General features: G+C 66.1%; 20 protein-coding genes. 17 read left to right on the top strand and 3 right to left on the bottom strand.

Features of this window, described 5'->3' with window-relative positions; genetic code table 11:
* The first annotated feature begins 2 nt into the window (after positions 1–2).
* Positions 3–1,787, top strand: a complete 1,785-nt coding sequence (gene aspS / locus AABD04_RS12810) for an aspartate--tRNA ligase (protein WP_341441408.1) — start codon at positions 3–5, stop codon at positions 1,785–1,787.
* A 67-nt stretch (positions 1,788–1,854) separates the two neighbouring features.
* Here the strand turns inward: aspS and AABD04_RS12805 are convergent, their stop codons facing one another.
* Entirely contained in the window at positions 1,855–2,934 is a 1,080-nt protein-coding gene (locus AABD04_RS12805) for a hypothetical protein (protein ID WP_341441407.1), read from the bottom strand.
* Positions 2,935–3,059: 125 nt separating this feature from the next.
* The gene (locus tag AABD04_RS12800; RefSeq protein ID WP_341441406.1) at positions 3,060–3,680 is read right to left on the bottom strand and encodes an RDD family protein; all 621 of its coding nucleotides are present in this window, start codon (positions 3,678–3,680) and stop codon (positions 3,060–3,062) included.
* A gap of 206 nt (positions 3,681–3,886) precedes the next feature.
* Here AABD04_RS12800 and AABD04_RS12795 point away from each other — a divergent pair, with 206 nt between their 5' ends.
* The 13 genes from AABD04_RS12795 (at position 3,887) to aroB (ending at position 22,849) form a co-directional block, all read left to right on the top strand.
* Positions 3,887–7,276 (top strand): transglutaminase family protein, encoded by a 3,390-nt coding sequence (locus AABD04_RS12795; protein ID WP_341441405.1) that lies wholly within the window; start codon positions 3,887–3,889, stop codon positions 7,274–7,276.
* 127 nt (positions 7,277–7,403) lie between these two features.
* A complete protein-coding gene (locus AABD04_RS12790) occupies positions 7,404–10,127 on the top strand; it encodes a circularly permuted type 2 ATP-grasp protein (RefSeq protein ID WP_341441404.1) in 2,724 nt (907 codons plus the stop codon).
* A complete protein-coding gene (locus tag AABD04_RS12785; protein ID WP_335740177.1) occupies positions 10,127–11,026 on the top strand; it encodes a transglutaminase family protein in 900 nt (299 codons plus the stop codon). The genes AABD04_RS12790 and AABD04_RS12785 overlap by 1 nt, the downstream gene beginning before the upstream one ends.
* A gap of 155 nt (positions 11,027–11,181) precedes the next feature.
* Entirely contained in the window at positions 11,182–12,351 is a 1,170-nt protein-coding gene (locus tag AABD04_RS12780; RefSeq protein ID WP_341441403.1) for a protein kinase family protein, read from the top strand.
* 151 nt (positions 12,352–12,502) lie between these two features.
* Positions 12,503–13,810, top strand: coding sequence for a replication-associated recombination protein A (locus AABD04_RS12775; RefSeq protein ID WP_341443034.1), 1,308 nt, complete (start codon positions 12,503–12,505; stop codon positions 13,808–13,810).
* Between the two features lie 42 nt (positions 13,811–13,852).
* Positions 13,853–16,522 carry an alanine--tRNA ligase gene (gene alaS, locus AABD04_RS12770; protein WP_341441402.1) on the top strand — a complete coding sequence of 890 codons (2,670 nt, stop codon included), beginning with the start codon at positions 13,853–13,855 and terminating at the stop codon, positions 16,520–16,522.
* Between the two features lie 5 nt (positions 16,523–16,527).
* Positions 16,528–17,058: a Holliday junction resolvase RuvX gene (gene ruvX / locus AABD04_RS12765; protein WP_374639415.1), complete on the top strand. Its 531-nt coding sequence runs from the start codon at positions 16,528–16,530 to the stop codon at positions 17,056–17,058.
* Positions 17,055–18,467, top strand: coding sequence for an endolytic transglycosylase MltG (locus tag AABD04_RS12760; RefSeq protein WP_341441401.1), 1,413 nt, complete (start codon positions 17,055–17,057; stop codon positions 18,465–18,467). Before ruvX ends, AABD04_RS12760 begins: the two co-directional genes overlap by 4 nt.
* 1 nt (position 18,468) lies before the next feature.
* Entirely contained in the window at positions 18,469–19,281 is an 813-nt protein-coding gene (locus tag AABD04_RS12755) for a shikimate dehydrogenase (protein WP_341441400.1), read from the top strand.
* A gap of 121 nt (positions 19,282–19,402) precedes the next feature.
* The gene (locus AABD04_RS12750) at positions 19,403–19,975 is read left to right on the top strand and encodes an A24 family peptidase (RefSeq protein ID WP_341441399.1); all 573 of its coding nucleotides are present in this window, start codon (positions 19,403–19,405) and stop codon (positions 19,973–19,975) included.
* A gap of 12 nt (positions 19,976–19,987) precedes the next feature.
* Positions 19,988–21,175, top strand: a complete 1,188-nt coding sequence (gene aroC / locus AABD04_RS12745; protein ID WP_032397981.1) for a chorismate synthase — start codon at positions 19,988–19,990, stop codon at positions 21,173–21,175.
* Positions 21,172–21,726 (top strand): shikimate kinase, encoded by a 555-nt coding sequence (locus AABD04_RS12740; protein WP_341441398.1) that lies wholly within the window; start codon positions 21,172–21,174, stop codon positions 21,724–21,726. Before aroC ends, AABD04_RS12740 begins: the two co-directional genes overlap by 4 nt.
* A 10-nt stretch (positions 21,727–21,736) precedes the next feature.
* The gene (gene aroB, locus AABD04_RS12735) at positions 21,737–22,849 is read left to right on the top strand and encodes a 3-dehydroquinate synthase (protein WP_243593136.1); all 1,113 of its coding nucleotides are present in this window, start codon (positions 21,737–21,739) and stop codon (positions 22,847–22,849) included.
* A gap of 91 nt (positions 22,850–22,940) precedes the next feature.
* On the opposite strand, the gene AABD04_RS12730 is transcribed toward aroB, so the two are convergent.
* The gene (locus tag AABD04_RS12730) at positions 22,941–23,603 is read right to left on the bottom strand and encodes a B-4DMT family transporter (RefSeq protein ID WP_341441397.1); all 663 of its coding nucleotides are present in this window, start codon (positions 23,601–23,603) and stop codon (positions 22,941–22,943) included.
* Positions 23,604–23,708: 105 nt separating this feature from the next.
* Here AABD04_RS12730 and AABD04_RS12725 point away from each other — a divergent pair, with 105 nt between their 5' ends.
* The 3 genes from AABD04_RS12725 to nusB all read left to right on the top strand — a co-directional run bounded on the left by AABD04_RS12725 (position 23,709) and on the right by nusB (position 26,008).
* Complete coding sequence (locus tag AABD04_RS12725; RefSeq protein WP_341441396.1) at positions 23,709–24,812, top strand: M24 family metallopeptidase; 1,104 nt, start codon at positions 23,709–23,711, stop codon at positions 24,810–24,812.
* Positions 24,813–24,888: 76 nt separating this feature from the next.
* A complete protein-coding gene (efp, locus tag AABD04_RS12720; protein WP_008716608.1) occupies positions 24,889–25,452 on the top strand; it encodes an elongation factor P in 564 nt (187 codons plus the stop codon).
* Between the two features lies 1 nt (position 25,453).
* The gene (nusB, locus tag AABD04_RS12715; protein WP_341441395.1) at positions 25,454–26,008 is read left to right on the top strand and encodes a transcription antitermination factor NusB; all 555 of its coding nucleotides are present in this window, start codon (positions 25,454–25,456) and stop codon (positions 26,006–26,008) included.
* Positions 26,009–26,040 lie beyond the last annotated feature (32 nt).

Raw genomic sequence — 26,040 nt, 5'->3', positions numbered from 1 at the left:
CCGTGCTGCGCACCCACCTCGCCGGCTCATTACGCCCCGAGCACGTCGACCGAACCGTGACGCTGACGGGATGGGTGGCCCGTCGACGCGATCACGGCGGCGTCATCTTCATCGATCTGCGCGACGCGTCCGGTGTGTCCCAGGTCGTCTTCCGCGAGGGCGCTGCACTCGAGCAGGCCCATCGCCTGCGCGCCGAATACGTCGTGAAGGTGACCGGCAAGGTCGAGGGGCGCCCCGAGGGCAACGCCAACTACGAGATTCCGACCGGTGCGATCGAGGTCGAGGCCTCCGAGATCGAGGTCCTGTCCGAGGCCGCGCCCCTGCCGTTCCAGCTCGACGACCAGCCGGGCGAGGAAGCGCGTCTGAAGTACCGCTACCTCGATCTTCGTCGCGAGGGCCCGGGGCAGGCCATTCGCCTGCGCTCGCACGTCAACGCGGCCGCCCGGTCGGTGCTCGCGCACCACGAATTCGTCGAGGTCGAAACTCCGACCCTGACGCGATCCACCCCCGAGGGAGCCCGCGACTTCCTGGTACCGGCCAGGTTGCAGCCCGGTAGCTTCTACGCTCTGCCGCAGAGCCCGCAGCTGTTCAAGCAGCTGCTGATGGTCGGCGGTATCGAGCGCTACTACCAGATTGCCCGGTGCTACCGAGACGAGGATTTCCGCGCCGACCGTCAGCCGGAGTTCACCCAGCTCGACGTCGAGATGAGCTTCGTCACCCAGGACGACGTCATCCTGCTGGCCGAGGAGATTCTGGCGTCGCTGTGGAAGCTCGTCGGCCACCACTTCACGGCTCCGATTCCACGGATCACCTACGCCGAGGCGATGCGTCGCTACGGTTCCGACAAGCCCGATCTCCGCTTCGACATCGAATTGGTCGAATGCACGGACTTCTTCTCCGAGACCACGTTCCGTGTGTTCCAGGCCCCGTACGTCGGCGCGGTCGTGATGCCCGGTGGTGCGTCGCAGCCCCGCAAGCAGTTGGACCGGTGGCAGGAGTTCGCCAAGCAGCGCGGCCACAAGGGTCTCGCGTACGTTCTCGTCGGTGAGGACGGCACGTTGGGTGGCCCGGTTGCCAAGAACCTGACCGACGCCGAGCGCGACGGCCTCGCCGCCCACGTCGGTGCGAACAACGGCGATGCGATCTTCTTCTCCGCGGGCCCGATCAAGGCATCGCGTGGATTGCTCGGTGCCGTGCGCGGAGAGATCGCTCGCAAGCTCGACCTGATCGACCCGAAGGCTTGGGCGTTCGTGTGGGTCGTCGACGCTCCGCTGTTCGAGCCCACGTCCGACGCCACGGCCAGTGGTGACGTAGCCGTCGGATCCGGAGCGTGGACTGCAGTGCACCATGCCTTCACATCGCCGAAGCCGGAGTCGATGGATACCTTCGACACCGACCCCGGATCTGCTCTGGCCTACGCCTACGACATCGTCTGCAATGGCAACGAGATCGGTGGCGGCAGTATTCGTATCCACCGCAAGGACATTCAGGAACGGGTCTTCGCGATCATGGGTATCGGCAAGGAAGAAGCTCAGGAGAAGTTCGGCTTCCTCCTCGATGCTTTCTCCTACGGCGCACCGCCGCACGGCGGCATCGCGTTCGGCTGGGATCGCATCACGGCGCTGCTCGCCGGAGTCGATTCCATCCGTGAGGTCATCGCGTTCCCCAAGTCCGGCGGTGGCATCGACCCGTTGACCGACGCGCCCGCACCGATCACGCCGCAGCAGCGTAAGGAATCGGGCGTCGACTTCAAGCCGGAGAAGAAGGAAGAACCGGCCGAGGCCTGAGCAGGTTCGAAAGCGAATGTCCCCGTAACGCTGTGCGCTACGGGGACATTCGTCTGTGTCGAGCAGGTCAGCGCGCGGGGGACAACGGACCGCCGGTGAGGACGCGGTAGGCGTAGTTGGTGGCGATCACCGAGATCGGGATGGTGACGAGCAGACCGAGTCCGCACAGCAGCGCACCGACGATGTTGATCGCAGCCAACAAAAGCAGGAGCAGCAGCAGCGGGCCGAAGTTCTTCACGGTGAGGTCGACACTCGATTTTATGGACTCGATCGCCGACTGGTTCCGATCGATCAGGAACGTCAGTGCGAAATTGGCCAGGAAGCCGATCACGATCAGAAGGACCGTTCCGAGGAACGGGATGAAACCGAACACCACGCTGACGACGGTCCAGATCAACGCCAGGACGGCGATCTGCCCGATGTTGGTGAGTTGAAAGAACCTACCGAACGACGGCTTCTGCGGAGCGCCGGTCTCGTCCAGTGCTCCTCGAACGTAGGCGGCGTTGACGAAATACGACGCAAACGTGGCGATGGCCGTCATGACGATGGCCACCCCGGATGTCGTGGTCGTGAACGTCGTGTCACCGCTGTCGGCTGCCACCATTGCTGCGGTGAACGTCGACGCGAAGATCAGGACGAGACCGATGACGCTGACCGCCCACACGATGGCCGTGATGCCGACCCACGGGCCTGCGTTGGCCTTGAATTTGTCGAAGCCGTAGCTCAGCGCTGCACCGACGTCGAGACGTCCGGGATCGGTCCCAAGCGGCACGTGCCCGAAGCCCTGGTTGCCGTAGTTTCCGGGCGGCGGGTACGCCCCGGGAGGCGGTGGATAGCCGCCGGGTGCGCCGCCCTGCGGTGGGTAGTTGCCGGGCGGGGGTGGGTAGCCACCAGGTGGTGGGTAACCACCGGAAGGTGGATAGCCGCCCTGCGGTGGGTAGTTGCCCTGTGGTGGATAGTTCACACCGGGAGGCGGGTAGCTACCGGGAGGCGGGTAGCCACCGGGTGGCGGGTAATTTTCAGGCTGGGGTGGGTATTGACCACCCGAAGGTGGCGGGGTGTTCGCGGGGGGAGTGTTCGGTGTCTCGGGGCGGTCGGGATCGGTTCCCTCGCCGGGCCGCGCTTCGTCGTTCGGACTGTCATTCACGTCGTTCTCCTGGTCTGTGGTCGGGAGGAATGTGGGTACTTCAGGGCGCCGAGGCCATGGAACACCCGAACGCAGACGAGCGGGCCTCCCGAATTCAGGAGGTCCGCTCGTGCGTGGACGGGGTGTTACGAGACGCTGATGACCTGGGTTCCGCCGGCGATTTCGTCGTGCTTGCCCTGCTTGGTGGGGCTCGAATTGATGGTCACGGCAATGCCGATGTACGCCGCGATGAGCAGGACGGTGCCGAGCAACGGCACGATGTTCAGCAGCAGGAAGGCGTTGCGCTTGGCCGCCTCGGCCTGAGTCGGCAGTCCGCCTCCTGCGCCGAGGGTGCGCAGGCCGAGGGCCTGCTTACCGAATGTCTGGCCGCGGGAGGACTCGAGCAGCGTGAAGTAGGCGAACCCGAGAAGGGCGGATGCGAGACCGAACAAGAAGGTGCCGAAGAACCCGTTCGGGAGAATCAGGTACAGGACGAACTGAACGACCGCCAGAATCAGTCCGTCCACGAAGCGCGCCGCGAAACGAGACCCGAGGCTGCCGGGCTGCGCGCCGCCGGGCAGCTGCGAGCCCATTCCGAACGCTGCGTTACCGCCGACCGGCGGTGGTGGGTAGTTGCCTGGGGGCGGATAGCTACCGGGTGGTGGGTAGTTGCCGGGCGGCGGGTATCCGGACGCTGGATCGGTGGGGTACTGGGGTTGGTTCGGATCGGAGCCGTACTGCGGTCCGTTGGGTGGATTGTCGCTCACGAGATTCCCTTTGGTTGCAAAGTGTGGCGTGCGTCGGACGAAGACTCGATTCCCGCTGAGCGAACCGCAGCACGAAGTGCGTGTCAAGCACTACACACGTCATCGGGGTGCACGTTTCGGACACGATTCCTCGCCGAGCGCACCGGGCCCCGTCCTACTAGGGTTGGGTGTTCTACCCATACCGGGACTATCACGAGAGGCTCGCCGTGGGCATCAAGGTTGCACTCGAACACCGCACCAGTTACCAATTCGACCGCACCGTCAAGATCTTTCCGCACGAAATTCGGTTGCGGCCTGCACCGCACTCGCGTACGCCCATCGAGGCGTACTCGCTGAAGATCGAACCGGCGGAGCATTTCGTCAACTGGCAGCAGGACGTGTTCGGGAACTTCCTCGCGCGGGTCGTCTTCCCCGAGCGCACCGACCACCTGTCGATCACCGTGGGTCTCGTCGCGGACATGGCGTCGATCAACCCCCTGGACTTCTTCGTCGAGGAATGGGCCGAGCACTTCGGCTTCGCCTACGAAGAGCACGACCTGCCCGATCTGGAGCCGTACCTGCGCCCGGTGGACGAGGGCAAGGCCGGAACTGGACCGGGTCCGGTGGTGTCGGCATGGGTGGAGAAACTGCAGGCGGCCGTTGTGGAACGCGGAGAGTCGTTGCGCACCATCGACTTTCTCGTGATGGCAAACCAGGCCGTCATGGGGGACGTCGGGTACTCCGTGCGGATGGAACCCGGAGTGCAGACCCCTGATCTGACTCTGACGTCCGCCGTCGGGTCGTGCCGCGATTCGGCGTGGTTGCTGGTGTCGGTACTGCGTCAGATGGGTCTGGCCGCACGCTTCGTCTCGGGTTACCTGGTCCAGTTGTCCTCGGACGTCAAGTCGCTCGACGGCCCCTCCGGACCGATGGAGGACTTCACCGATCTCCACGCGTGGACCGAGGTCTATCTGCCGGGCGCGGGCTGGGTCGGGATGGATCCGACCTCGGGCCTGTTCGCCGGCGAAGGCCACATCCCACTGTCGGCGACGCCGCATCCGTCGACCGCCGCCGCCATCTCCGGTGCGACGAGCAAGTGCAAGGCAGAACTCGACTTCTCCAACACCGTCGTCCGCGTGCACGAGGATCCGCGAACGACGTTGCCGTACACGGCAGGGCAGTGGGAGTCGATCAAGGCCACCGCCGAGAAGATCGACCAGCGCATGCTCGATCAGGACATTCGGTTGACGGTCGGCGGTGAGCCGACGTTCGTTGCCATCGAGAATCAGGAAGCACCCGAGTGGAACACCACTGCCGATGGACCGCACAAGCGCGAGCGGGCAAGTGTTCTCGCAGAGAAGCTTCGAACCATCTACGCGCCGGACGGGCTGGTGCAGCGCAGCCAGGGCAAGTGGTACCCCGGTGAGCCGCTACCGCGGTGGCAGGTGGGATTGTTCTGGCGGACCGACGGCCAGGCCCTGTGGCACGATTCCGATCTGATCGCAGATCCCTGGTTGGCGGAGGACCTTCGCCCGGAGCCGGTGGGCAACTCGGCGTCGCAACAACTGATCGACCGATTGGTCGAGGGCTTGGGTCTGCCTGCCTCGCAAGCGCGTCCGGCCTACGAGGACCCGCTCGTCAAGCTGTTGGATCTGGTGCGCCAGCCTTACGGTGACCCACCGGCCGACGCCGACGATCTCGAACCGGGGGCAGATTCCGCGGACGCGAGAAAACTTCTCCTCGAACGGCTCGACGCCAGTACCGACGAGCCGGCGGCATTCGTGTTACCGATCTCGCGTACCGAGGACGGCGCCGGCTGGGAAAGCTCGGACTGGAAGTTGCGACGCGGTCGAATAGTGTTGTTGGAGGGCGATTCTCCCGCGGGCCTACGGTTGCCGCTTCGGGCGATCTCCTGGGACGGCGGGCCGGTCGAGAATCCGGCCGACCCCACCGCGCCCAAACCCGCACTACCCACTCCGCAATTGACGCAGCAACCGCCGCGTGCGGTGAATCCGGCCGAGTCGCGATACGCGCAGTTGGTGAACGAGACGTCCGGGGTCGGCGGCACCGCCGTCACGGCCCTGGTTGCCGAAGTCCGCGACGGCGTCCTGCACGTGTTCATGCCGCCGATGGATCGATTGGACGATTTCGTCGACCTCGTCTCGCGCGTCGAGCAGGCGGCGTCGAGCATCGATACCCCCGTTGTCATCGAGGGCTACGGTCCGCCGTCGGACCCTCGAATCCAGACACTGACCGTCACACCGGACCCAGGTGTGATCGAGGTCAACGTGCAACCGACGTCTTCGTGGGCCGAACAGAACGAGTTGATGGAGCGTCTGTACCTGGAGGCTCGCAGGTCCCGGTTGAGTACGGAGGGATTCGACAACGACGGCACCACCCGCGGAACCGGCGGGGGCAACCACATCACTCTCGGTGGTGTGACTCCGGTGGATTCGCCGGTGCTGCGCCGACCCGACCTGCTGGTGTCGTTGTTGACGCACTGGCAGCGCCACCCGTCGCTGTCGTACCTGTTCTCGGGCCGTTTCATCGGTACGACGTCGCAGGCTCCACGTGCCGACGAGGGTCGAGAGGAATCGCTCTACGAACTCGAAGTGGCGTTCAGCGAGATCGAGCGACTCACCGGGGCCGACCGATCGGCGTCGCCCTGGGTTGTCGACAGAGCGCTGCGGCACTTGCTCACCGACATCACCGGCAACACGCACCGGGCCGAGTTCTGCATCGACAAGCTCTACAGCCCTGACTCCACCCGCGGCCGATTGGGACTGCTCGAACTGCGCGGGTTCGAGATGCCGCCGCATCATCAGATGGCCATGGTGCAGTCGCTGCTCGTGCGGTCGATGGTCTCGCGGTTCTGGGACACCCCGTTGAAGGCACCTCTCATTCGGCACGGTGCCAACCTGCATGGTCGCTACATGCTTCCGCACTTCGTCATCAACGACATCGGCCGCGTTGTCGAGGACCTGCGCGAGCACGGCATCGACTTCGACACCAGTTGGCTCGACCCGTTCACCGAGTTCAGATTTCCCAGGATCGGGACCACGGTGGTCGGTGACGCCGAGATCGAACTGCGCGGCGCAATCGAACCCTGGAACACCCTCGGCGAGGAATCGACGTCCTCGGGCACCGCACGGTACGTGGACTCGTCGGTGGAAAGGATTCAGGTTCAGGTGGCCGGAGCCGATGCGGGTCGCTACATGGTGACGTGCAACGGGGTACCGGTGCCGATGTTGCGCACCGAGCGGCAGGACGTTCAGGTGGCCGGTGTGCGCTACCGAGCCTGGCAACCGCCGAGCGCTCTGCATCCGACGATCGAGGTGCAGAGTCCACTGCGTTTCGATCTGGTGGAAATGCAGACCGGACGTGCGGTCGGTGGGTGCTCGTATCACGTTGTGCACCCGGGAGGGCGCTCGTACGAGGGGCCCCCCGTCAATTCGGTGGAAGCCGAGGCACGGCGCAACGGCCGCTTCGAGGAGGGCGGGTTCACCTCGGGGAAGGTGGACGTAGCAAGATTGCTCGAGATGCACGCTCGCCAGGCGATCGATGTGTCCGCGCCCGGCATGCTCGACCTGCGCCGGACCGGAGTCATCACGTCCTGACGCGCGACTGCACAGGAGAACGAGTCGACCGGTAGCGATCTCGGTCCGACGCCTATCGGATGGTTCCGTTGACAGCGGAACGTTCGGCGGCGGAGCGATATCGACCGACGGAAGGAACAACGGCTCGATGGTGCCCGTGGATACCACCCTGAGTGGAGCCGGCAGGAACGAAGACGTCTCGAGTGGAGCCGGCAGGAACGACGATGTCTCGAGTGGAGCCGGCAGGAACGACGATGTCTCGAGTGGAGCCGGGTCGCCGTGGCTCGCGTATCGCGGTCGGCGCGAGGCCGTGACCGGTCGCGGCGATCGGTTCGACGAGATGCTCGACGCCGACGACGCCGTCCGTCCGCATTGGGCGGAGTTGGTCGACGGTATGCGGGAGGCCGGTCCGGGGGCGATGCAGACTCTGCAGTCCCGTGTCAGTCGCCTGGTCGACGATCATGGCATCACGTACAACCCGATTCCGTCGGGTGGCAGCGAGGCGTTGCCCAGTGCTGTTCGGTGGGGGTTGGACAGTGTTCCGTTGGTCGTCGCGGCCGACGAGTGGGATCGTCTGGAAGCCGGTGTGGTCCAGCGGTCGATGTTGCTCGATGCCGTGCTCACCGACATCTACGGTGCCCAGGAAACCATTCGTCGCGGATTGATCCCGCCGGAGTTGGTCTTCGGCAACCCGGGTTATCTGCGGACGGCGCACGCGATCACCATTCCCGGGCCGCATCAGTTGTTCATGCATGCCGCCGATGTCGCCCGCGAGTCCGACGGCCAGTTCCGAGTGATCGCAGACCGTACGCAGGCACCGTCCGGCGTTGGCTACGCGCTGGCAGATCGGCGAGTGATGTCACGCGCCATGCCGGAGTTGTTCCAGGCGAGCAATCCAAGGCCGCTCTCGACGTTCGCTCGCGCGGTGCGGTTGGCGCTTCGCGATGCCGCGCCCGCGTCGGCCGAGAATCCGGTCGTTGTGGTGCTCAGTCCCGGTTCGCACTCCGAAACGGCCTTCGATCAGTCCTATCTCGCAACGGTTCTCGGGTTTCCTCTCGTCGAGAATGCCGATCTCGTGGTTCGTGACGGCTGCTTGTGGATGCGGTCACTCGGCACGCTGCGCCGAGTGGATGTGGTGCTACGCCGCGTCGACGCCGAGTTTGCCGACCCACTCGATCTGCGTCCGGATTCGCATCTGGGTGTCGTCGGTTTGGTCGAGGTGCTGCGGCGCGGGGCTGTGAGCGTTGTCAACACTCTCGGTAGTGGCGTGCTGGAGAACCCGGCTCTGCTTCCGTTGCTGCCGGCGTTGAGCCGGGCCCTGCTGGACGAGGATCTGATTCTCGGTTCGGTGCACACGTACTGGGGCGGCGACCCGATTCAGCTCTCGCACATGAAGAATCGGCTGCGTTCGTTGGTGCTGCGGTCGACCACCTCGCGTCGCACGGTGGTGGGGCACGATTTGACCGACATCGCCGCCAGGGAGCTGTGGGATCGAATCGCCGCCGAGCCGTGGAAGTGGACCGGTCAGGAGGTTCCCGAGTTCTCGTTGGCTCCGGTCGGGTCGTCGATCGCAGGCGGGACAGGGGCACAGTTGTCGGTTGCCCCGGCGCAGGTGGGGATGCGGCTGTTCACGGTTGCACAGCGGGGCGGGTACACGCCGATGCGCGGCGGTCTGGGGCAGGTGGTGCTCACCGCACCGGTCACCGATCCGCTCATCACGGTGGCGTCGAAGGACGTCTGGGTCAAGTCGGTGGAGCGCGTCACCCCGGCGGACTCGGCACCGCACACACCGCCCGCCACGGTGGAGGAGCTGCCGCATTACGCCGCGTCCAATATCGATGTCGTCAGTTCCCCGCGCGTGCTCGGCGACCTGTTCTGGTTCGGCCGCTACAGCGAACGTGCCGAGGACATGACTCGATTGCTCATCGCGGCGCGCGAACGCAATCAGGACTACCGCTCGATGCCATGGCTCGAAGGCAGCGAGAGTTTGCCGATTCTTCTGGAAGCGGTCACGAAGGTTTCGCGCACGTGGCCGGGATTCCTCGACGAGAAGAACCGCGACGATGCGACCGTCGAGATGCGCTCACTGATGCTCTCGACGGCGCGGATGGGTTCGCTGGCGCAATCGGTCGACCGGATGCAGCAAGCTGCCCGTGCGGTACGCGACCAGCTCTCGAACGACACCTGGGCGGTATTGAACCGCATCGACACCGCGCTGGAGGAGCTGGCGGAATCACCGATTCACAACGGTGCCCAGCTGGCGTCGTCGCAGTCGAGTGTGCTGCGGGGTCTGCTCGCACTGGCCGGTTTGGCGTCGGAATCGATGGTGCGAGACGCGGGCTGGTACTTGATGGACGCCGGTAAGCGGATCGAGCGCGGTCTGCAGCTGACAGCGCTGCTCTCGGCAACGCTCAGTCACGCTCTCACTCCGTCCACCGAGCAGGCGGTCATCGATTCGGTGTTGTCCGCCGCCGAGTCCTCGGTGATCTACCGCAGGCGCAACAGCGGGCGTGCGCGCCCGGCGGCCGTGGCGCAGCTGTTGTTGTTCGACGAGGGCAACCCGCGCGCCTTGGTCTACCAGCTCGATCGGCTTCGGGACGACCTCGGTTCGTTGCCCGATGCCTCGGGTACCTCGCGGCCGGAGCAACTCGTCGAACAGATGCGGGTGCGGCTTCGCAGGGTCGACCCGGGCGACCTGGAATCGGTCGACGCGAACGGCCGACGGGTGGAGATGCTCGAGCTGGTGGACGGCATCCACGATTCGCTCGAGGAGCTCTCTCGCGTGGTTCTCGCGACGCACATGTCGTTGCCCGGTGGCACGCAGCCGCTGTGGGGCAGCTCGAACGTCCGAACTGCGAACGGAGTGCGGTGATGAGTCGTCGGTATCGAATCAAGCACATCACCACCTACACGTATTCCGATCGCGTGACCTCGTCCTACGGGCGGGGATTTCTCGCGCCGCGCGACATGGACGGGCAGCACTGTGTGGAGAAGTCGGTCACCGTGGAGCCTGCACCCACCGATCAATCGTTCGGCGTGGACGTCTACGGCAACGAGGACGTGTACTTCCACGTGACGCACGACCACGAGAAGTTGGTGGTCACGGCAGATTCGCTCGTAGAGGTGTATCCGCGTCCGGTGGACGAGACCACGTCGTGGCCGGCGACCGAGTCCTGGGAGTCCGCTCGGATGGCGATGTTCGATACGAACCTGCCTGCGGACCCGGCTCGCGCGTCGGCTGTGGAGTTCGCCCTGGATCTGCCGACTCCGGAGATCACCGACGAGGTGCGCGCCTACGCGGCGCCCAGCTTCTGGCCCGGTCGTCCCCTCGCGGACGTCGTCGTCGATCTGACGCATCGGATCTTCACCGATTTTCGGTATCTCTCCGGATCGACGACGGTTTCGACCACCGTGGTCGACGTGCTCGCCGCCCGATCGGGGGTGTGTCAGGACTTCGCGCGCCTGGCCATCGCCTGCTTGCGGTCGCAGGGTCTGGCGGCGCGGTACGTGTCGGGATATCTGGCAACGGAACCTCCGCCGGGCAAGGAGCGGATGATCGGGGTCGACGCGACCCACGCCTGGGCTGCGGTGTGGATGCCCAACGATCGGTGGCTCGCCTTCGATCCCACCAACGACCAGCTGGTCGACGAGCGGTACGCGACGGTGGCGTGGGGGCGCGACTACGCGGACGTACCACCCCTGCGAGGGGTCATCTACACCGAAGCGGAGGAAAGCACCATCGCCGTGTCGGTGGACGTTGCACCGCAGTAGCGAACCCGGCATACTTCTGTGGCTCGGGGGTAACCGACCACCTGGTCGAATCTGGGGATGTGGACCGAAGAATGCCGCAAAACGGGCAATCGTGTCTCATTCGTAGTCACCGACACAGCACAGCAGAACGCACCGAACGGGTAGCTTGGACATCGATGACCGCAACACTTGCAGACCCTGTATCAGAGGTAGTAGCAGCAGCTCAGCGACTCCTCACCAGACGCACCGGAGCTCCGGTGACGTTGATCGACCCCGTGAATCTGGGGGGTAGCGGCCAAGCCGTCGTATTGCGAGTCCGAGTCTCCGAGAACCCGTTTCAGCTGCCCCGCACCTTGGTGATCAAGCAGGTTCGTGAGCTACCCGCCGAATCCGAACTGCACGCCGAACTCGCGGACATCTCAGGCTCCAGCGCCTTCCTGCGTGAGGCAGCGTCGTACCAATTCGCCAACGCTCTGGCCACCGACAGCAGGCCCGGACCCGAGTTGCACGCCTACGATCTCGACGCGCGGCTGCTCGTGCTCAGCGATCTCGGCGACGCCAGTCCGATCACCACTCTGCTGCGCAACTCCGACGAGGCCGCGGTCACCAATTCGTTGATGGCCATGGCGCAGGCGCTGGGCCGCATGCACGCCGCCACCGTCGGCCGCGAGGACGACTTCGCCGCTCTGTTGCGCCGCGTTGGGCAACCCGACTCCACCGACGGGATCTCCGCTCAGATACCCGACGCGCTGGCCGAGGTCCCGGGCCTGCTCACCGATCACCTGGGCGTCGGAACGACCCCGGATGCCATTCTCGATCGCGTGTCCCGCAGTGGACGGTTGTTCGCGCACGGAGCGTTCCGTGCGTTCAGCCCGTCCGATCTGTGCCCCGACAACATCATCGTCAACGACGAGGGCGTGCGATTCCTCGACTACGAGTGGGGCGGTTTCCGTGACGCCACCCTCGACATCACCTACGCCTTGGCGTCGTTCCCCGGTTGCCTCTGCAGCTTCGAGCTCTCGCACGACCGCGAACAGGCGATGATCGATGCGTGGCGTTCGGAAGTGGTGGGCATCTGGCCCGCGTTGGGGGACGACACCGCGCTGGCGAGCAAGATTCTCGATGCGCGTCTGATCTGGGTATGGCTGAGCACCTACTGGTTCCTGCCCGACGACCACACCCGTATCGCGGCGGCGCGGGCGCACCACCTGTCGGTTCCGCGGTCGCAGGCGCTGATCTCCCGGTGGTCCGTGCTGGCGGACAGTGCTGCGCGCGGGGGCGAGACCGGAATCGCCGAGTATGCGGCGTCGGTCGTGACCGCTCTGCGCAGCAAGTGGGAACACTGAGACCGACATCGTTCGCGTTTCCGGCGGTTCGATCGGTAGCGTGAAATCGGTGAGCGGCGGCATCGGTAGTGACATCTCGGGCGGGGACATCTCGGGGAGCGACGAGTTCGGCGACGACGGACTCTTCGACACGCCTGCCGAGCCGGACACGATGATCGCCGAATCCCGTCCGACGTCGACCTACGTCAGACCCGACGCGCCGCTGGCGGTGAGAATGCGTCCCACGACCCTCGACGAGGTGGTCGGACAATCTCATCTGCTGGCTCCCGGTGCGCCGCTGCGCCGGCTCGTCGAGGGCTCCGGCGCATCCTCGGTGATGCTCTACGGGCCACCGGGGACCGGCAAGACGACGCTGGCGTCGCTGATCTCGGGCGCGACCGGACGTAAGTTCGAGGCGCTGTCGGCCCTCTCCGCCGGAGTCAAAGAGGTGCGCAACGTCATAGAACTGGCGCGTCGTCGACTGCTCTCGGGCGAGCAGACGGTGTTGTTCATCGACGAGGTGCACCGGTTCTCCAAGACGCAGCAGGACGCACTGCTCGCCGCCGTCGAGAATCGGATCGTGCTGTTGGTGGCTGCGACCACCGAGAACCCGTCCTTCTCGGTGGTGTCACCACTGCTGTCTCGATCGCTGGTTCTGCAGTTGCAGCCGCTGGGGTCCGAGGACATCGAGTTGTTGCTCACGCGAGCCGCCAACGATCCGCGCGGCCTGGACGGTGTGGTGACCATCGCCGAGGACGCGATGGACCATCTGGTGCGCCTCGCGGCCGGCGATGCCCGCCGAGCGCTGACGGCTCTCGAGGCAGCAGCGGGTGCCGCGACCGACGGGATGCTGGACCTCGCGACGGTCGAGGCCAGCGTCGACAAGGCCGCCGTGCGATACGACCGCGACGGGGATCAGCACTACGACGTCATCAGTGCGTTCATCAAATCGATCCGAGGGTCCGATGTCGACGCCGCCCTGCACTATCTGGCGCGGATGATCACGGCAGGCGAGGACGCGCGGTTCATCGCTCGGCGTCTCGTGGTGCATGCCAGCGAAGACATCGGGATGGCCGATCCCACAGCGCTGCAGATCGCGACGGCCGCTGCCAGCGCGGTGCAGATGATCGGGATGCCCGAGGCGAGGCTGGCCCTGGCGCAGGCCACGATTCACCTGGCGACTGCCCCCAAGTCCGGTGCCGTGATCGGCGCTCTCGGTGCGGCGATGGCCGACGTAGCGGCAGGCAAGTCGGGATCCGTGCCGCCGCATCTGCGCGACGGCCACTACAAGGGAGCTCAGGGACTGGGAAACGCCGTCGGGTATCGGTATCCGCACAGCAGTCCCGGCGGCGTGCTGGGGCAGCAGTATCCGCCGGACGAACTGGTGGGCGTGAACTACTACGAGCCCACCGAACACGGTGCCGAGCGCGAAATCGCGACCAGGGTGGGCAAACTGCGGCGGATCATCCGAGGCCGATAGGCCCTCGAGTCGGCACAGGGGCTCGGACGCTAACCTGTATTCGTGCAGACCCATGAGATCCGCAGGCGTTTCCTCGACCATTTCGTGAAGGCGGGACACACCGAAGTACCCAGTGCGTCGTTGATTCTCGACGACCCGAATCTGTTGTTCGTCAACGCAGGCATGGTTCCTTTCGTCCCGTTCTTCCTCGGTCAGCAGACACCGCCGTACAAGACGGCGACGAGTGTGCAGAAGTGCGTGCGAACGCTGGACATCGAGAACGTCGGCATCACCACTCGGCACAACACCTTCTTCCAGATGGCAGGCAACTTCTCGTTCGGCGACTACTTCAAGCGCGACGCGATTCGCTACGCGTGGACTCTGCTGACGAACAGCGTCGAGGACGGTGGGTACGGGTTCGACCCCGAGCGCATCTGGGCCACCGCGTATCTCGACGACGACGAGGCGATCGAGCTGTGGAAAGAGATCGCCGGTCTGCCCGACGAGCGCATCCAACGGCGCGGAATGGCCGACAACTACTGGTCCATGGGCATTCCCGGACCCTGCGGCCCGTGCTCGGAGATCTATTACGACCGCGGACCCGAGTTCGGCGTCGACGGCGGTCCCGAGGCCGACGAGGATCGGTACATCGAGATCTGGAATCTCGTGTTCATGCAGAACGAGCGCGGTAAGGGAATCAGCAAGGACGATTTCGAGATTCTCGGTCCGCTGCCGAAGAAGAACATCGACACCGGCATGGGCGTCGAGCGCGTCGCGTTCCTGCTGCAGGGCGTGGACAACGTGTACGAAACCGACCTGGTCCGGCCCGTGATTGCCGCGGCCGAGGAACTGTCGGGCCGCAAGTACGGTGCCAATCATGACGACGACGTGCGGTTTCGCGTCATCGCCGACCACGCGCGAACCGCTGCGCTGCTCATCTCCGACGGAGTCAATCCCGGTAACGACGGGCGCGGTTACGTGCTGCGTCGGTTGCTGCGCCGAATCGTGCGCTCAGCGCGCCTGCTCGGAGCGCCCGACGAGACGATGGCTCGGTTCGTCACCGTGGTGCGCGACACGATGGCCGAGTCCTACCCGAACCTGGTCACCGACTTCGACCGCATTCTGACCGTCGCAGTGGGGGAGGAGACGGCATTCCTCAAGACCCTCACGTCGGGTTCGCGGCTGTTCGAGGGTGCGGCCGAGGCGGTCAAGGCGTCGGGCGCGAAGAAGATCGGCGGTGCCGAAGCGTTCGCGCTGCACGACACCTACGGCTTCCCGATCGACCTGACGCTCGAAATGGCTGCCGAGGCGGGTCTGTCGGTGGACGAGGACGGGTTCCGGTCGTTGATGGCCGAGCAGCGCAACCGCGCCAAGGACGACGCCCGCGCTCGTAAGCACGCTCATACCGACCTCACGGTCTACAGAGATTTCGTCGACGGTGCGCCGACCGAGTTCACCGGATTCGACGAACTCGGTTCGGACGCAACGGTATTGGCCTTGATCTCCAACGGCGTCCGCGTTCCGACCGCGGTTGCGGGAGACTCGGTGGAGATCATTCTCGACCGCAGCCCGCTCTACGCCGAGTCCGGTGGCCAGATCGCCGACATCGGCACCATCACCGCACCCGGCCTCGGCGTCAAGGTCAACGACGTGCAGAAGATCGCCAAGAAGCTCTGGACGCACAAGTCCGTGGTCGAGTCGGGTCAGATCACCGAGGGCGACACCGTCCACGTCGACGTCGACCACGCCTGGCGCAAGGGCGCGACCCAGGGCCACTCGGGCACCCACATGGTGCATGCGGCACTACGACAGGTCCTCGGGCCGAACGCGACGCAGGCGGGTTCGTTGAACAAGCCCGGCTACCTCCGGTTCGACTTCTCGTGGCAGGGCGCGCTCTCGGAGGCGCAGCGCGACGACATCGAGAATGTCGCCAACGATGCGGTGGGCTCGGACTTCGCGGTCAACACCCTCGTCACCGACCTCGACAGTGCCAAGAAGATGGGCGCGATGGCCCTGTTCGGTGAGAACTACGGCGACGAAGTGCGCGTGGTCGAGATCGGCGGACCGTTCTCGATGGAACTGTGCGGTGGTACGCACGTGCAGCACTCGTCGCAGATCGGCCCGGTCACCATCCTCGGTGAATCGTCGGTCGGCTCGGGAGTGCGCCGCGTCGAAGCATTCGTCGGCCTCGATTCCTACCGCTACCTGGCCAAGGAACGCGCGCTGCTGGCCGGCATCGCGTCCACGCTGAAAGTGCCTTCCGAGGAGGTCCCGGCTCGCATCGAGACCCTGGTCGAGCGCCTGCGCGTCGCAGAGAAGGAACTCGACTCGGTCAAGGCCGCTGCTGTGCTGGCCTCCGCCGGTGAGTTCGTCGGTAAGGCCGAGCGATTCGGTGACGTGCGCGCGGTGATCTCGCAGGCACCGGACGGGGTCGGCGGCAACGACCTGCGCACGCTGGTGACCGATATCCGGGGACGGCTCGGCACCGATCCTGCCGTGGTGGTGCTGTTCGGCACCGTCGGCGGGAAGGTTCCGTTCGTCGTCTCGGCGAACAAGGCCGCCCAGGAGGCCGGCATCGCCGCAGGCGAGCTGGTGGCGTCGTTCGGCCCGAGCATCGGGGGCCGAGGCGGTGGCAAGCCCCAACTTGCTCAGGGGTCGGGGTCGGACGTCGCCGGAATCGCAGCCGGTATCGACGCCGCCCGGGCTCGACTGACCGAACTCACGACCCGCTGACGCTCGTGACAACTCAGGGGCGCGGCCCCGATCGGCCCGGAGTCGACGATCCTGGTCGCGGCCGTCGTATCGGCATCGACGTCGGCAGCGTCCGGATCGGTATCGCCTCGAGCGATCCCGACGGTGTACTCGCCACACCGGTCGAAACCGTGCCGCGATCGAAGATCAAGGGACCCGACGCCCCGGACGTGGTGCGGGTGGCGGAGATCGTGGCCGAGTACGAGGCCGTCGAAGTCGTGATCGGGCTACCCAGAACACTGCGCGGTGAGCGTGGCAGCGCCGTGGACGCGGCCGAGAAATTCGGGCGCTCCCTTCATCGGCGGATGAGTGACGTACCGATTCGGATGGCCGACGAACGACTGACTACCGTGACCGCGACGCGTGCTTTACGGGACAGTGGTGTGCGAGCCAAGAACCAACGATCGGTGATAGATCAGGCTGCGGCGGTGGCGATACTGCAGGGCTGGCTCGACGAGCGCCGTGCGGTATCGGATCGTGCAGCGAACAATCCAGGATCGACGGAGGTCGACGAGTGAACTACCAGGGTTCCGATCGGGACCGGCGAGATGCGCGCTCGGACGAGGCGCACACCGACCCGATCGGCTTTTCCGTGGACGAGGGCAGCGACTTCCAGCGCCGCCTGCACGGCCATCCGCAGCGTCTGGAGCCGCACCCCCGGCCCTCTCGCAGCGCAGATCGCGCGCCCAATCACGAGGCCGGCGGCGGGGCGGTGCCACAGCAAGTCGGCCGCAGCCGCGCCGCGGGCCGCAAGGACCGAGCCGCGTCCAGCCGTAAGCGTCGCGGCCGACTGGTGGCTCTGGTGCTCGGGGTCGTACTGATCGTGGCAGTGGCGGGCGGAGGGTATTTCGCCGTGAACAAATTCGGCAATCGCACGACCCCGAACGCGGACTTCGCCGCAGGCTCACCGGGGGACGGCGTGGTGATTCAGGTTCATCCCAACGACACCGCGCAGCAGATCGGTACCGAGGCAGCCGACAAGGGGGTCGTGGCCAGCTCGGGTGCGTTCCTCGAAGCGGCCCTGCTGAACAACGCCATCACCTCGGTTCAACCCGGCTTCTATCTGCTCGCCAGCAACGTGCCTGCCTCGCAGGCCGTGAGTGAACTCGTCGACCCCGCGTCCCGAGTGGGCAACATGGTGATCTCGGAGGGCCGACAGCTCCACGACGCGCGCGACGTGAACACCGATGCCGTCAAGAAGGGCATCTACACCCTGATCTCCGAGGCCAGCTGTGTGGACCGAACCGGCAGTGGAACCCCCACCTGCGTGAGCTACGACGATCTCAACGCGGCAGGAGCCGTGGACGATCCGGCTGCCTTGGGCGTCCCGGACTGGGCCACCGATCGCGTCGAAGGTGTTCCGGACCGCGACCGGCAGCTCGAAGGTCTGATCGCTGCGGGAACCTGGGATTTCGATCCCAGTGCGTCTCCGGCCGACATTCTGAAGCAGTTGGTGTCCGAGAGTGCGACCCGCTACGAGGACACCGGAATCCTGACCGCGGGCACCAACTCCGGGCTGACCCCGTACGACACCCTCGTCGCCGCATCGCTCGTCGAGCGTGAGTCCCTGCCCCAGGACTTCAGCAAGGTGGCCCGGGTGATTCTCAATCGCCTCGCGGTGCCGCAGCGGCTCGAGTTCGACTCGACCGTCAACTACTCGCTCGACACGACCGAGGTGGCCACCACCGACGCCGACCGGGCCCGCGTCACCCCGTGGAACACCTATGCCAGCGAGGGGCTGCCGGCAACCCCGATATCGTCGCCGAGTATCGGTGCGGTGCAGGCGGTCGAGATGCCGGCCGACGGTGACTGGTTGTACTTCGTGACCATCAACCAGGCGGGCGAAACCCTGTTCACCCGTAGCTACGAGGAACATCTGGCGAACATCACCAAGGTCGAGGCGGGCTTCCTCGACAGCGGTCGCTGACGTGCGTGCCGCAGTACTGGGTAGCCCTGTCGAACACTCGAAGTCACCGGTGCTGCACTGCGCTGCGTATCGCGCGCTCGGACTCGACGACTGGACCTACGAGCGTATCGACTGCACCGGTGAGCAGTTGCCCGGCCTGCTCGACGGCTTCGGTCCCGAATGGGTCGGCGTGTCGGTGACCATGCCGGGCAAGGTCGCAGCTCTGGCGTACGCAACCGAACGCACCGCGCGGGCAGTTCTGGCGGGCTCGGCGAACACCCTGGTGCGTACCGCGTCGGGCTGGCGCGCAGATTGCACAGACGTCGACGGCGTCGTGGGTGCACTGCGCGACGCCGGAGTCGAGGACCTGTCCGGTAGCACCGTGACGGTGGTCGGCGCAGGGGGAACGTCCAGGCCGGCGATCGTCGCGCTGGCCGGGCTCGGGGCGGCTGCGGTCACCGTGATCGCGCGGTCGGCCGACCGCGCGCGGGACACACTGGACTGCGCCGTCGCCGCGGGGATGCGCGCGGAGTTCGCGAACATGACCGACCCTCGTCTCGCGGCTGTCGCAGCGAAGTCGGCTGTCTTGGTCAGCACCGTTCCCGCGGCCGGAGCCGCCGACATCGCGTCGGATCTCGCCCATGCGCCGTTGGTGCTCGACGCCATCTACGATCCCTGGCCGACACCCCTGGCCACTGCCGTGGAGGCGGCCGGTGGAACCGTCATCGGCGGATTGTCGATGCTGCTCAATCAGGCGTACGGGCAGGTCGAGCAGTTCACCGGCAGACCGGCACCGCGAGCGATCATGCGGGACGCGCTGACCGCCATGCTCTGAGTTCGGCTTGGCGGCAGCCCGCAGGCGGCGAGTTGTCCACAGGTTCTGAGTTGTGCACAGGGCAATGTTCCACCTGGGCGTGCGTCACCACCGGTCGCTGCCGCGATGCGACCCTTCGATCATGGTGAGTCTGGGTGTTGCGGTCGTGGTCGGTGCCGTTGTGGGGACGGCGATGCGCCGCTGTCTGGTCCGGTGGAGTCCTCGGCTCCTGCCGTTGCTGTCCGCGATCGGGACCGGATGGGTCTGGTGGCGGTTCGGCGGTTCCGAGTACGCGGTTCCGTTGTGCGCGACGACGTGGTGGTTCGCCGCGCTCAGCGCCGTCGACCTGCAGCGACGCCGGTTGCCGAACGCCTTGACCGTCCCCGGTGCGATCGTGGTGACGATCGCGCTCGTGCTCGTCGGCTCGGCGGGGGCACTGCTCGGCGGCGCTCTGCTGTTCGCTATCTACCTCGTCGTTCATCTTCTCTCGCCCGCGGCGTTCGGTGCGGGGGACGTCAAACTCGCCTGGTCGGTCGGATCGATCGCCTGCGTGGGTGGCGGGGACGGATGGGTGCTCGCCGCACTGTCGGCACCGGTGGCAACTGCCGTGGTGGGGTCGATCGCCGCGGCGTTCGGGCACCGGCGAGCCCGCATCCCGCACGGCCCGTCCATGTGCGCGGCCACCCTGCTGGCATCCGCGGCTTCGTTGGCGTGAAAAGATGTTCGAGTGCTGCGCTGGATAACTGCCGGAGAATCCCACGGACCCGCTCTCGTCGCCATCCTCGAAGGAATGGTCGCGGGAGTAGAGGTGACCTCGGACGACATTGCCTCTCAACTCGCTCGCCGTCGCCTGGGCTACGGCCGTGGTGCCCGCATGAAGTTCGAGGCCGACAAAGTGACCCTCACCGGCGGTGTCCGACACGGCCGCACCATGGGCGGACCGGTTGCGATCGAGGTCGGCAACACCGAGTGGCCCAAGTGGGAGCAGGTGATGTCGGCCGACCCCGTCGACGACGCAGTGCTCGCGGATCTCGCGCGCAATTCTCCCTTGACCCGGCCACGGCCCGGCCACGCCGACTTCTCCGGGATGCTCAAGTACGGCTTCGACGACGCTCGTCCGGTGCTCGAACGTGCCAGCGCGCGGGAGACCGCCGCTCGGGTGGCCATCGGCACTGTCGCCCGGCTGTTCCTGAAGCAGGCGTTCGGAGTCGACGTCGTGTCCCACGTGATCTCCATCGGTGCTTCCGACCCCTATGTCGGACCGCCGCCCGCAGGTGCCGACCTCGACGCGATCGACGCCTCTCCGGTTCGCGCGTTCGACAAGGCCGCCGAAGAATCCATGATCGCCGAGATCGAGGCAGCGAAGAAGGACGGCGACACCCTCGGCGGCGTCGTCGAGGTCGTCGTGCACGGCCTGCCCGTCGGCCTCGGATCGTTCGTCTCCGGGGAACGCAAGCTCGACGCCAGGTTGGCTGCGGCTCTGATGGGCATCCAGGCGATCAAGGGGGTCGAGATCGGGGACGGCTTCGAGACCGCGCGTCGACGCGGAAGCGTCGCCCACGACGAGATCAAGCCGGGACCCGATGGGGTGCTGCGTTCGACCAACCGTGCCGGCGGTATCGAGGGCGGTATGACCAACGGCGAAGCACTGCGGGTGCGGGCGGCGATGAAGCCCATATCCACAGTGCCGCGCGCGCTGGCAACGGTCGACATGACGACCGGCGACGAGGCAGTGGCCATTCATCAGCGCTCGGACGTCTGTGCTGTTCCGGCCGCCGGTGTCGTGGCCGAGACCATGGTCGCCCTGGTGGTCGCGCAGGCAGCGTTGGAGAAGTTCGGTGGGGACTCGCTGGCGGAGACGACGAGCAACGTCGACCATTACGTGAAGGGCACCGCCGCCCGACCTCCACGATGACCCCGTACGCGGTCCTCGTCGGACCGCCGGGAGCAGGGAAGTCGACGATCGGTCGACGGCTGGCACAGGCTCTCGACCTGGACCTGTTCGACACCGATGTCGCCATCGAGCGAGACACCGGTCGTACGATCGCCGATATCTTCTCGCACGACGGCGAACCGGCCTTTCGGCAGATCGAGGAGCGGATAGTCGCCGGCGCTCTGGCCTCGCACGACGGGATCGTCTCCCTCGGTGGTGGTGCGGTGTTGTCGCCCGCGACCCGCGCCCTGCTGTCCGGGCACACCGTGGTGTACCTGGAAATCAGTGTGTCCGAAGGGCTTCGGCGTACCGGTGCGAACACCGTTCGGCCGTTGCTCGCCGGCCCCGACCCGCGTGCGAAGTACCAGGAACTGATGCGTCATCGGCGACCTCTCTATCGTTCGGTGGCCACGGTGCGAGTGCGCACCGACAGTCGCAGCCCGGCTCGGGTCGTGGGCCAGTTGGTGGCGAAGCTGACGGCGATCGCCCCTGTTCCCAAACGCGATGCGAACGAGAAAAACCCCAATAGATGAAGGTGATTCGATGACAGAGCCAGTGCGCGTCCAGGTCGAGACTGCCAACCCGTACCCGGTGATCATCGGCCGAGGTCTGTTGACGGACCTGGTCGACGAGCTCGCCGGAACGGCCACCGTGGCGATCTTCCACCAGCCTCCGCTGGCCGAGACCGCGGAGGCAGTGCGGGCCGCGTTGGCGGACAAGGGCATCGACGCCCACCGCATCGAGATCCCGGATGCCGAGGACGGCAAGGACCTGGCAGTGGCGGGGTTCTGCTGGGAAGTCCTCGGCCGAATCGGTCTCACCCGAAGCGACGCCATCGTGAGTCTGGGCGGCGGAGCGGCAACTGACCTTGCCGGATTCGTCGCAGCGACCTGGATGCGCGGAGTCCGCATCGTCCACGTTCCGACGACGCTGCTGGCCATGGTCGACGCGGCCGTGGGCGGCAAGACCGGCATCAACACCGACGCGGGCAAGAACCTCGTCGGTTCCTTCCACGAACCGGCCGCCGTGTTGATCGATCTGGCGACGCTCGAGACCGTGCCGAAGAACGAGATCGTCTCGGGCCTGGCCGAGGTGATCAAGACCGGGTTCATCGCCGATCCGAAGATTCTGGACATCATCGAGGCCGATCCTGCCGCGGCGCTGGATCCCACCGGCGACGTTCTGCCGGAGTTGATCAGGCGCTCGGTCGAGGTCAAGGCGAAGGTGGTGGCCGCCGATCTACGCGAGTCGAACCTGCGCGAAATCCTCAACTACGGGCACACACTGGCGCACGCCATCGAGCGGCGGGAGCAGTATCGCTGGCGTCACGGTGCCGCGGTGTCGGTCGGTCTGGTGTTCGCGGCCGAGCTGGGACGCTTGGCCGGACGGCTCGACGACGCGACTGCCGACCGCCACCGGTCGATTCTCGAATCGGTCGGCCTGCCGGTCACCTACGACGAGGACGCGTTCTCGGATCTGCTCAAGGGCATGCAGACGGACAAGAAGAACCGGGCCGGGTTGCTGCGGTTCGTCGTTCTGGACGGTCTGGCCAAGCCCGGACGGCTGGAGGGCCCGGACCCGGCACTGCTCGTTGCAGCATTCTCCGCGGTCGGCCGCGAGGCCCCGACCTCGGGTGGGTCGGCCATTATGTTGTGACCTCGCGAGAATCGACTCGGGTCCGAACGAAGAACGGGCGGTGATCGGCGCCCACAGCGTCGATCACCGCCCGTAGGTCGAGGTGGGGGAGTCAGGAACCGTCGGCAGTGCCGTGGCGGTTGCCGCGCTTGTCCAGCCGCGGCTTGCCGTCGGCGTCCACTGCCGAGAACACCTCGGTGTCTGCTTCGCCGTGCTCCGGGGCCCACTGCGGTTCCGGCCTCGCGGGTTCGGACCTCGTCGGTTCTGTCCGACCCGACTGATTCTCCTGGCCGGCGTTGACCAGCTCGCGGTCGTGCGCGCGTTCGGCGTCCGATGTGGCCAACTTCTTCTTGGCCTCGCGGTTGACGATCTGCCGTCCCACGAACACCGCGAGGCTGGCGGCGATGAAGATGGTGAGAATCGTGAACGCGGCTCCGGAGGTGAGCTCGAAGACCAGGCCGTTCTGACCCAGGCTGAAGTCGACGAAGAAGTCGACGACCCAGCTCAGGAGACCGCCGAGGAGTCCACCGACCACCGCGGCCTTGAGCCAGACCATGGTCAGGTCCTCGCCGTCGTCGGGGTCGGGATGCCTGCGTCGATCGCGGATTCCGTCGATGCCGGCCCACACGATGATGACGAGCAGCACGAGGGCGTATGCCACCCAGCGCAGTGCCGATCCACTCAAGGGCCACATCGACACTGCTGCCCCCAGCAGCAGTCGAACGACGACGTTGAACAATCCCATACTTATGCCACGCACTGCCCACCCAGTCATGCGGCACAGCATATCCGCACGTCGAAGTTCGTGTGTCGCGGCCCACAAAATCGACACCCGGTCGAGTGAGAAGAGGCCTGTGGAGCGACCGGTAATGTCGACTGCATGCCTGCCGATTTCGGTGCCCGTCGTGGTGCCCTGCGAGAACTGTTGGCCGCCGACGGACTCGATTCGATGTTGATCACCGATCTTCTCAACGTCCGATATCTGACCGGTTTCACCGGTTCCAACGCTGCGTTGCTGCTGTCGTCGGCCGATTCGGTCGGTGCCGAGGATCGGACGGTCATCTGCACCGACGGTCGGTACGTCACGCAGGTGGCCGAGCAGGTGCCGGATCTGCGCGCCGAGATCGACCGGGCGTCGGCGATCCACCTGCTTCGTTCGGGTGCCGCGGGCAGCGGTGGTCGAGTGGGATTCGAGAGTCATGTGGTGACCGTCGACGCTCATCGCGCGTGGTCCGAGCTGGGCGGCGCTGTGGAGTTGGTGCGCGCGCCGGGTGTGGTGGAGTCGTTGCGCATGGTCAAGGACGAGTTCGAGGTGGGGTTGCTCAGGGACGCCTGCCGCGCCGCCGACGACGCCCTGGCCCACTTGATCGGTGGGGGCGGCATCCGTGCCGGCCGGACCGAGCGTGAGGTCGCCCGCGAGCTGGAGTCGGCGATGCTCGATCACGGTGCCGATGCCATCTCGTTCGAGACCATCGTCGCTGCCGGGGCCAACTCGGCGGTCCCGCATCACCGGCCCACCGATGCGGTCCTGGCCGACGGCGACTTCGTCAAGCTCGACTTCGGTGCACTCGTCGGCGGCTATCACTCGGACATGACTCGGACCTTCGTCATCGGGACTCCCGCGCAGTGGCAGCGCGATCTGTACGAGCTGGTGGAGCGGTCGCAGACGGCCGGTCGAGAGGCTCTGGCACCCGGTGTGACCACTGCCTCGGTCGACGCCGCGTCGCGCTCGGTGATCGAGGATGCAGGGTACGGGGAGTACTTCCTCCACGGGCTCGGCCATGGGGTTGGTCTGGAAATCCACGAAGCGCCGGGAATCGCGAAGACGAGCACCGGTACACTGCTGAGCGGTGCAGCGGTCACCGTCGAGCCGGGTGTCTACTTCTCCGGTCGCGGCGGCGTTCGGATCGAGGACACACTCGTCGTTCGCGACGGGGGTCCGGAACTGCTCACCCTGACAAGCAAGGAACTCACGTCCGTCTAGCGCGCGGGCGGGAGCGAATCCCGCACGTGACCGACGGCGCGTCACGCGCACAAACGATTGAGGAGACGCGAAGCAAGTGGCTTCCACCAGCGATTTCAAGAACGGACTGGTTCTCAACCTGGAGAACCAGCTGTGGTCGATCATCGAATTCCAGCACGTCAAGCCCGGCAAGGGACCGGCATTCGTGCGGACCAAGCTCAAGAACGTGCTCTCGGGCAAGGTCGTCGACAAGACGTTCAACGCCGGTGTGAAGGTCGAGACCGCTACGGTCGACCGCCGCGACATGACGTACCTCTACCACGACGGTAGCGACTACGTGTTCATGGACGCCGACACCTACGACCAGCTCCCGATCGGTGAGGCCACTGTCGGTGACGGCGCACGCTTCCTGCTCGAGAATCTCCGGGTTCAGGTCGCCATGCACGAGGGCGTCCCGCTGTACGTCGAGCTTCCCGTCACGGTCGAGCTCGAGGTCAAGCACACCGATCCCGGCCTGCAGGGCGATCGCTCCACCGGCGGCACCAAGCCGGCGACCCTCGAGACCGGAGCCGAGATCTCGGTGCCGCTGTTCATCAACACCGGCGACAAGCTCAAGGTCGATTCGCGTGACGGAAACTACCTCGGGCGTGTGAACTCCTAACGTGTCATCGAAGAAGCCGACATCCTCCGCCTCGCAGAACGGTGCCCCCGGCGCGAAGAAGCTCGGTGCGCGACACAAGGCGCGCAAGCGCGCAGTGGACTTTCTGTTCGAGGCGGAGGCGCGCAACGTCGACCCGGTCAACCTGACCACCGAACGCATCGAACTCGCGCGCGGCGACGACACGATCGCTCCCGTCAGTGACTACACCAGGACGCTGATCGAGGGTGTGGCCGAGAATCTCGATCGTCTCGACGGAGTGATCGCCGATCACCTCAAGGACTGGACGCTGACCCGCCTGCCTGCGGTCGACAGAGCCATCCTTCGCGTCGCGGTGTGGGAGCTGTTCCACGCCACCGACGTGCCACCCGTCGTCGCCGTCGACGAGGCCGTCGAGCTGGCAAAGCAGCTGTCCACCGACGATTCGCCCGGATTCGTCAACGGTGTGCTCGGTCAGATCGTTCTGGTCGCGCCTCAGGTACGCGCGGCGGCAGCGGCGGTCTCCAGCCGTACCAAGGCCGACGCCACCGACGAGACGCCGGTCGACGCCGAACAGTGACCGAACGCTCTGCGGGCCTGCTGGTCATGGTT

It is taken from the genome of Rhodococcoides navarretei (assembly GCF_038069675.1).
GTDB classification, from domain to species: Bacteria; Actinomycetota; Actinomycetes; order Mycobacteriales; family Mycobacteriaceae; genus Rhodococcoides; species Rhodococcoides navarretei.
Note: the sequence above shows the minus strand (reverse complement) of the source record. Positions and strands in the feature narration are given on the sequence as shown.

Coding starts and splice junctions, on each gene's coding strand:
- AABD04_RS12725 (WP_341441396.1), top strand. CDS start 23,709: ATGCCTGCCGATTTCGGTGCCCGTCGTGGTGCCCTGCGAGAACTGTTG.
- AABD04_RS12750 (WP_341441399.1), top strand. CDS start 19,403: ATGGTGAGTCTGGGTGTTGCGGTCGTGGTCGGTGCCGTTGTGGGGACG.
- AABD04_RS12790 (WP_341441404.1), top strand. CDS start 7,404: ATGGTGCCCGTGGATACCACCCTGAGTGGAGCCGGCAGGAACGAAGAC.
- AABD04_RS12775 (WP_341443034.1), top strand. CDS start 12,503: ATGATCGCCGAATCCCGTCCGACGTCGACCTACGTCAGACCCGACGCG.
- aroB (WP_243593136.1), top strand. CDS start 21,737: ATGACAGAGCCAGTGCGCGTCCAGGTCGAGACTGCCAACCCGTACCCG.
- AABD04_RS12780 (WP_341441403.1), top strand. CDS start 11,182: ATGACCGCAACACTTGCAGACCCTGTATCAGAGGTAGTAGCAGCAGCT.
- AABD04_RS12785 (WP_335740177.1), top strand. CDS start 10,127: ATGAGTCGTCGGTATCGAATCAAGCACATCACCACCTACACGTATTCC.
- AABD04_RS12730 (WP_341441397.1), bottom strand. CDS start 23,603: ATGACTGGGTGGGCAGTGCGTGGCATAAGTATGGGATTGTTCAACGTC.
- AABD04_RS12740 (WP_341441398.1), top strand. CDS start 21,172: ATGACCCCGTACGCGGTCCTCGTCGGACCGCCGGGAGCAGGGAAGTCG.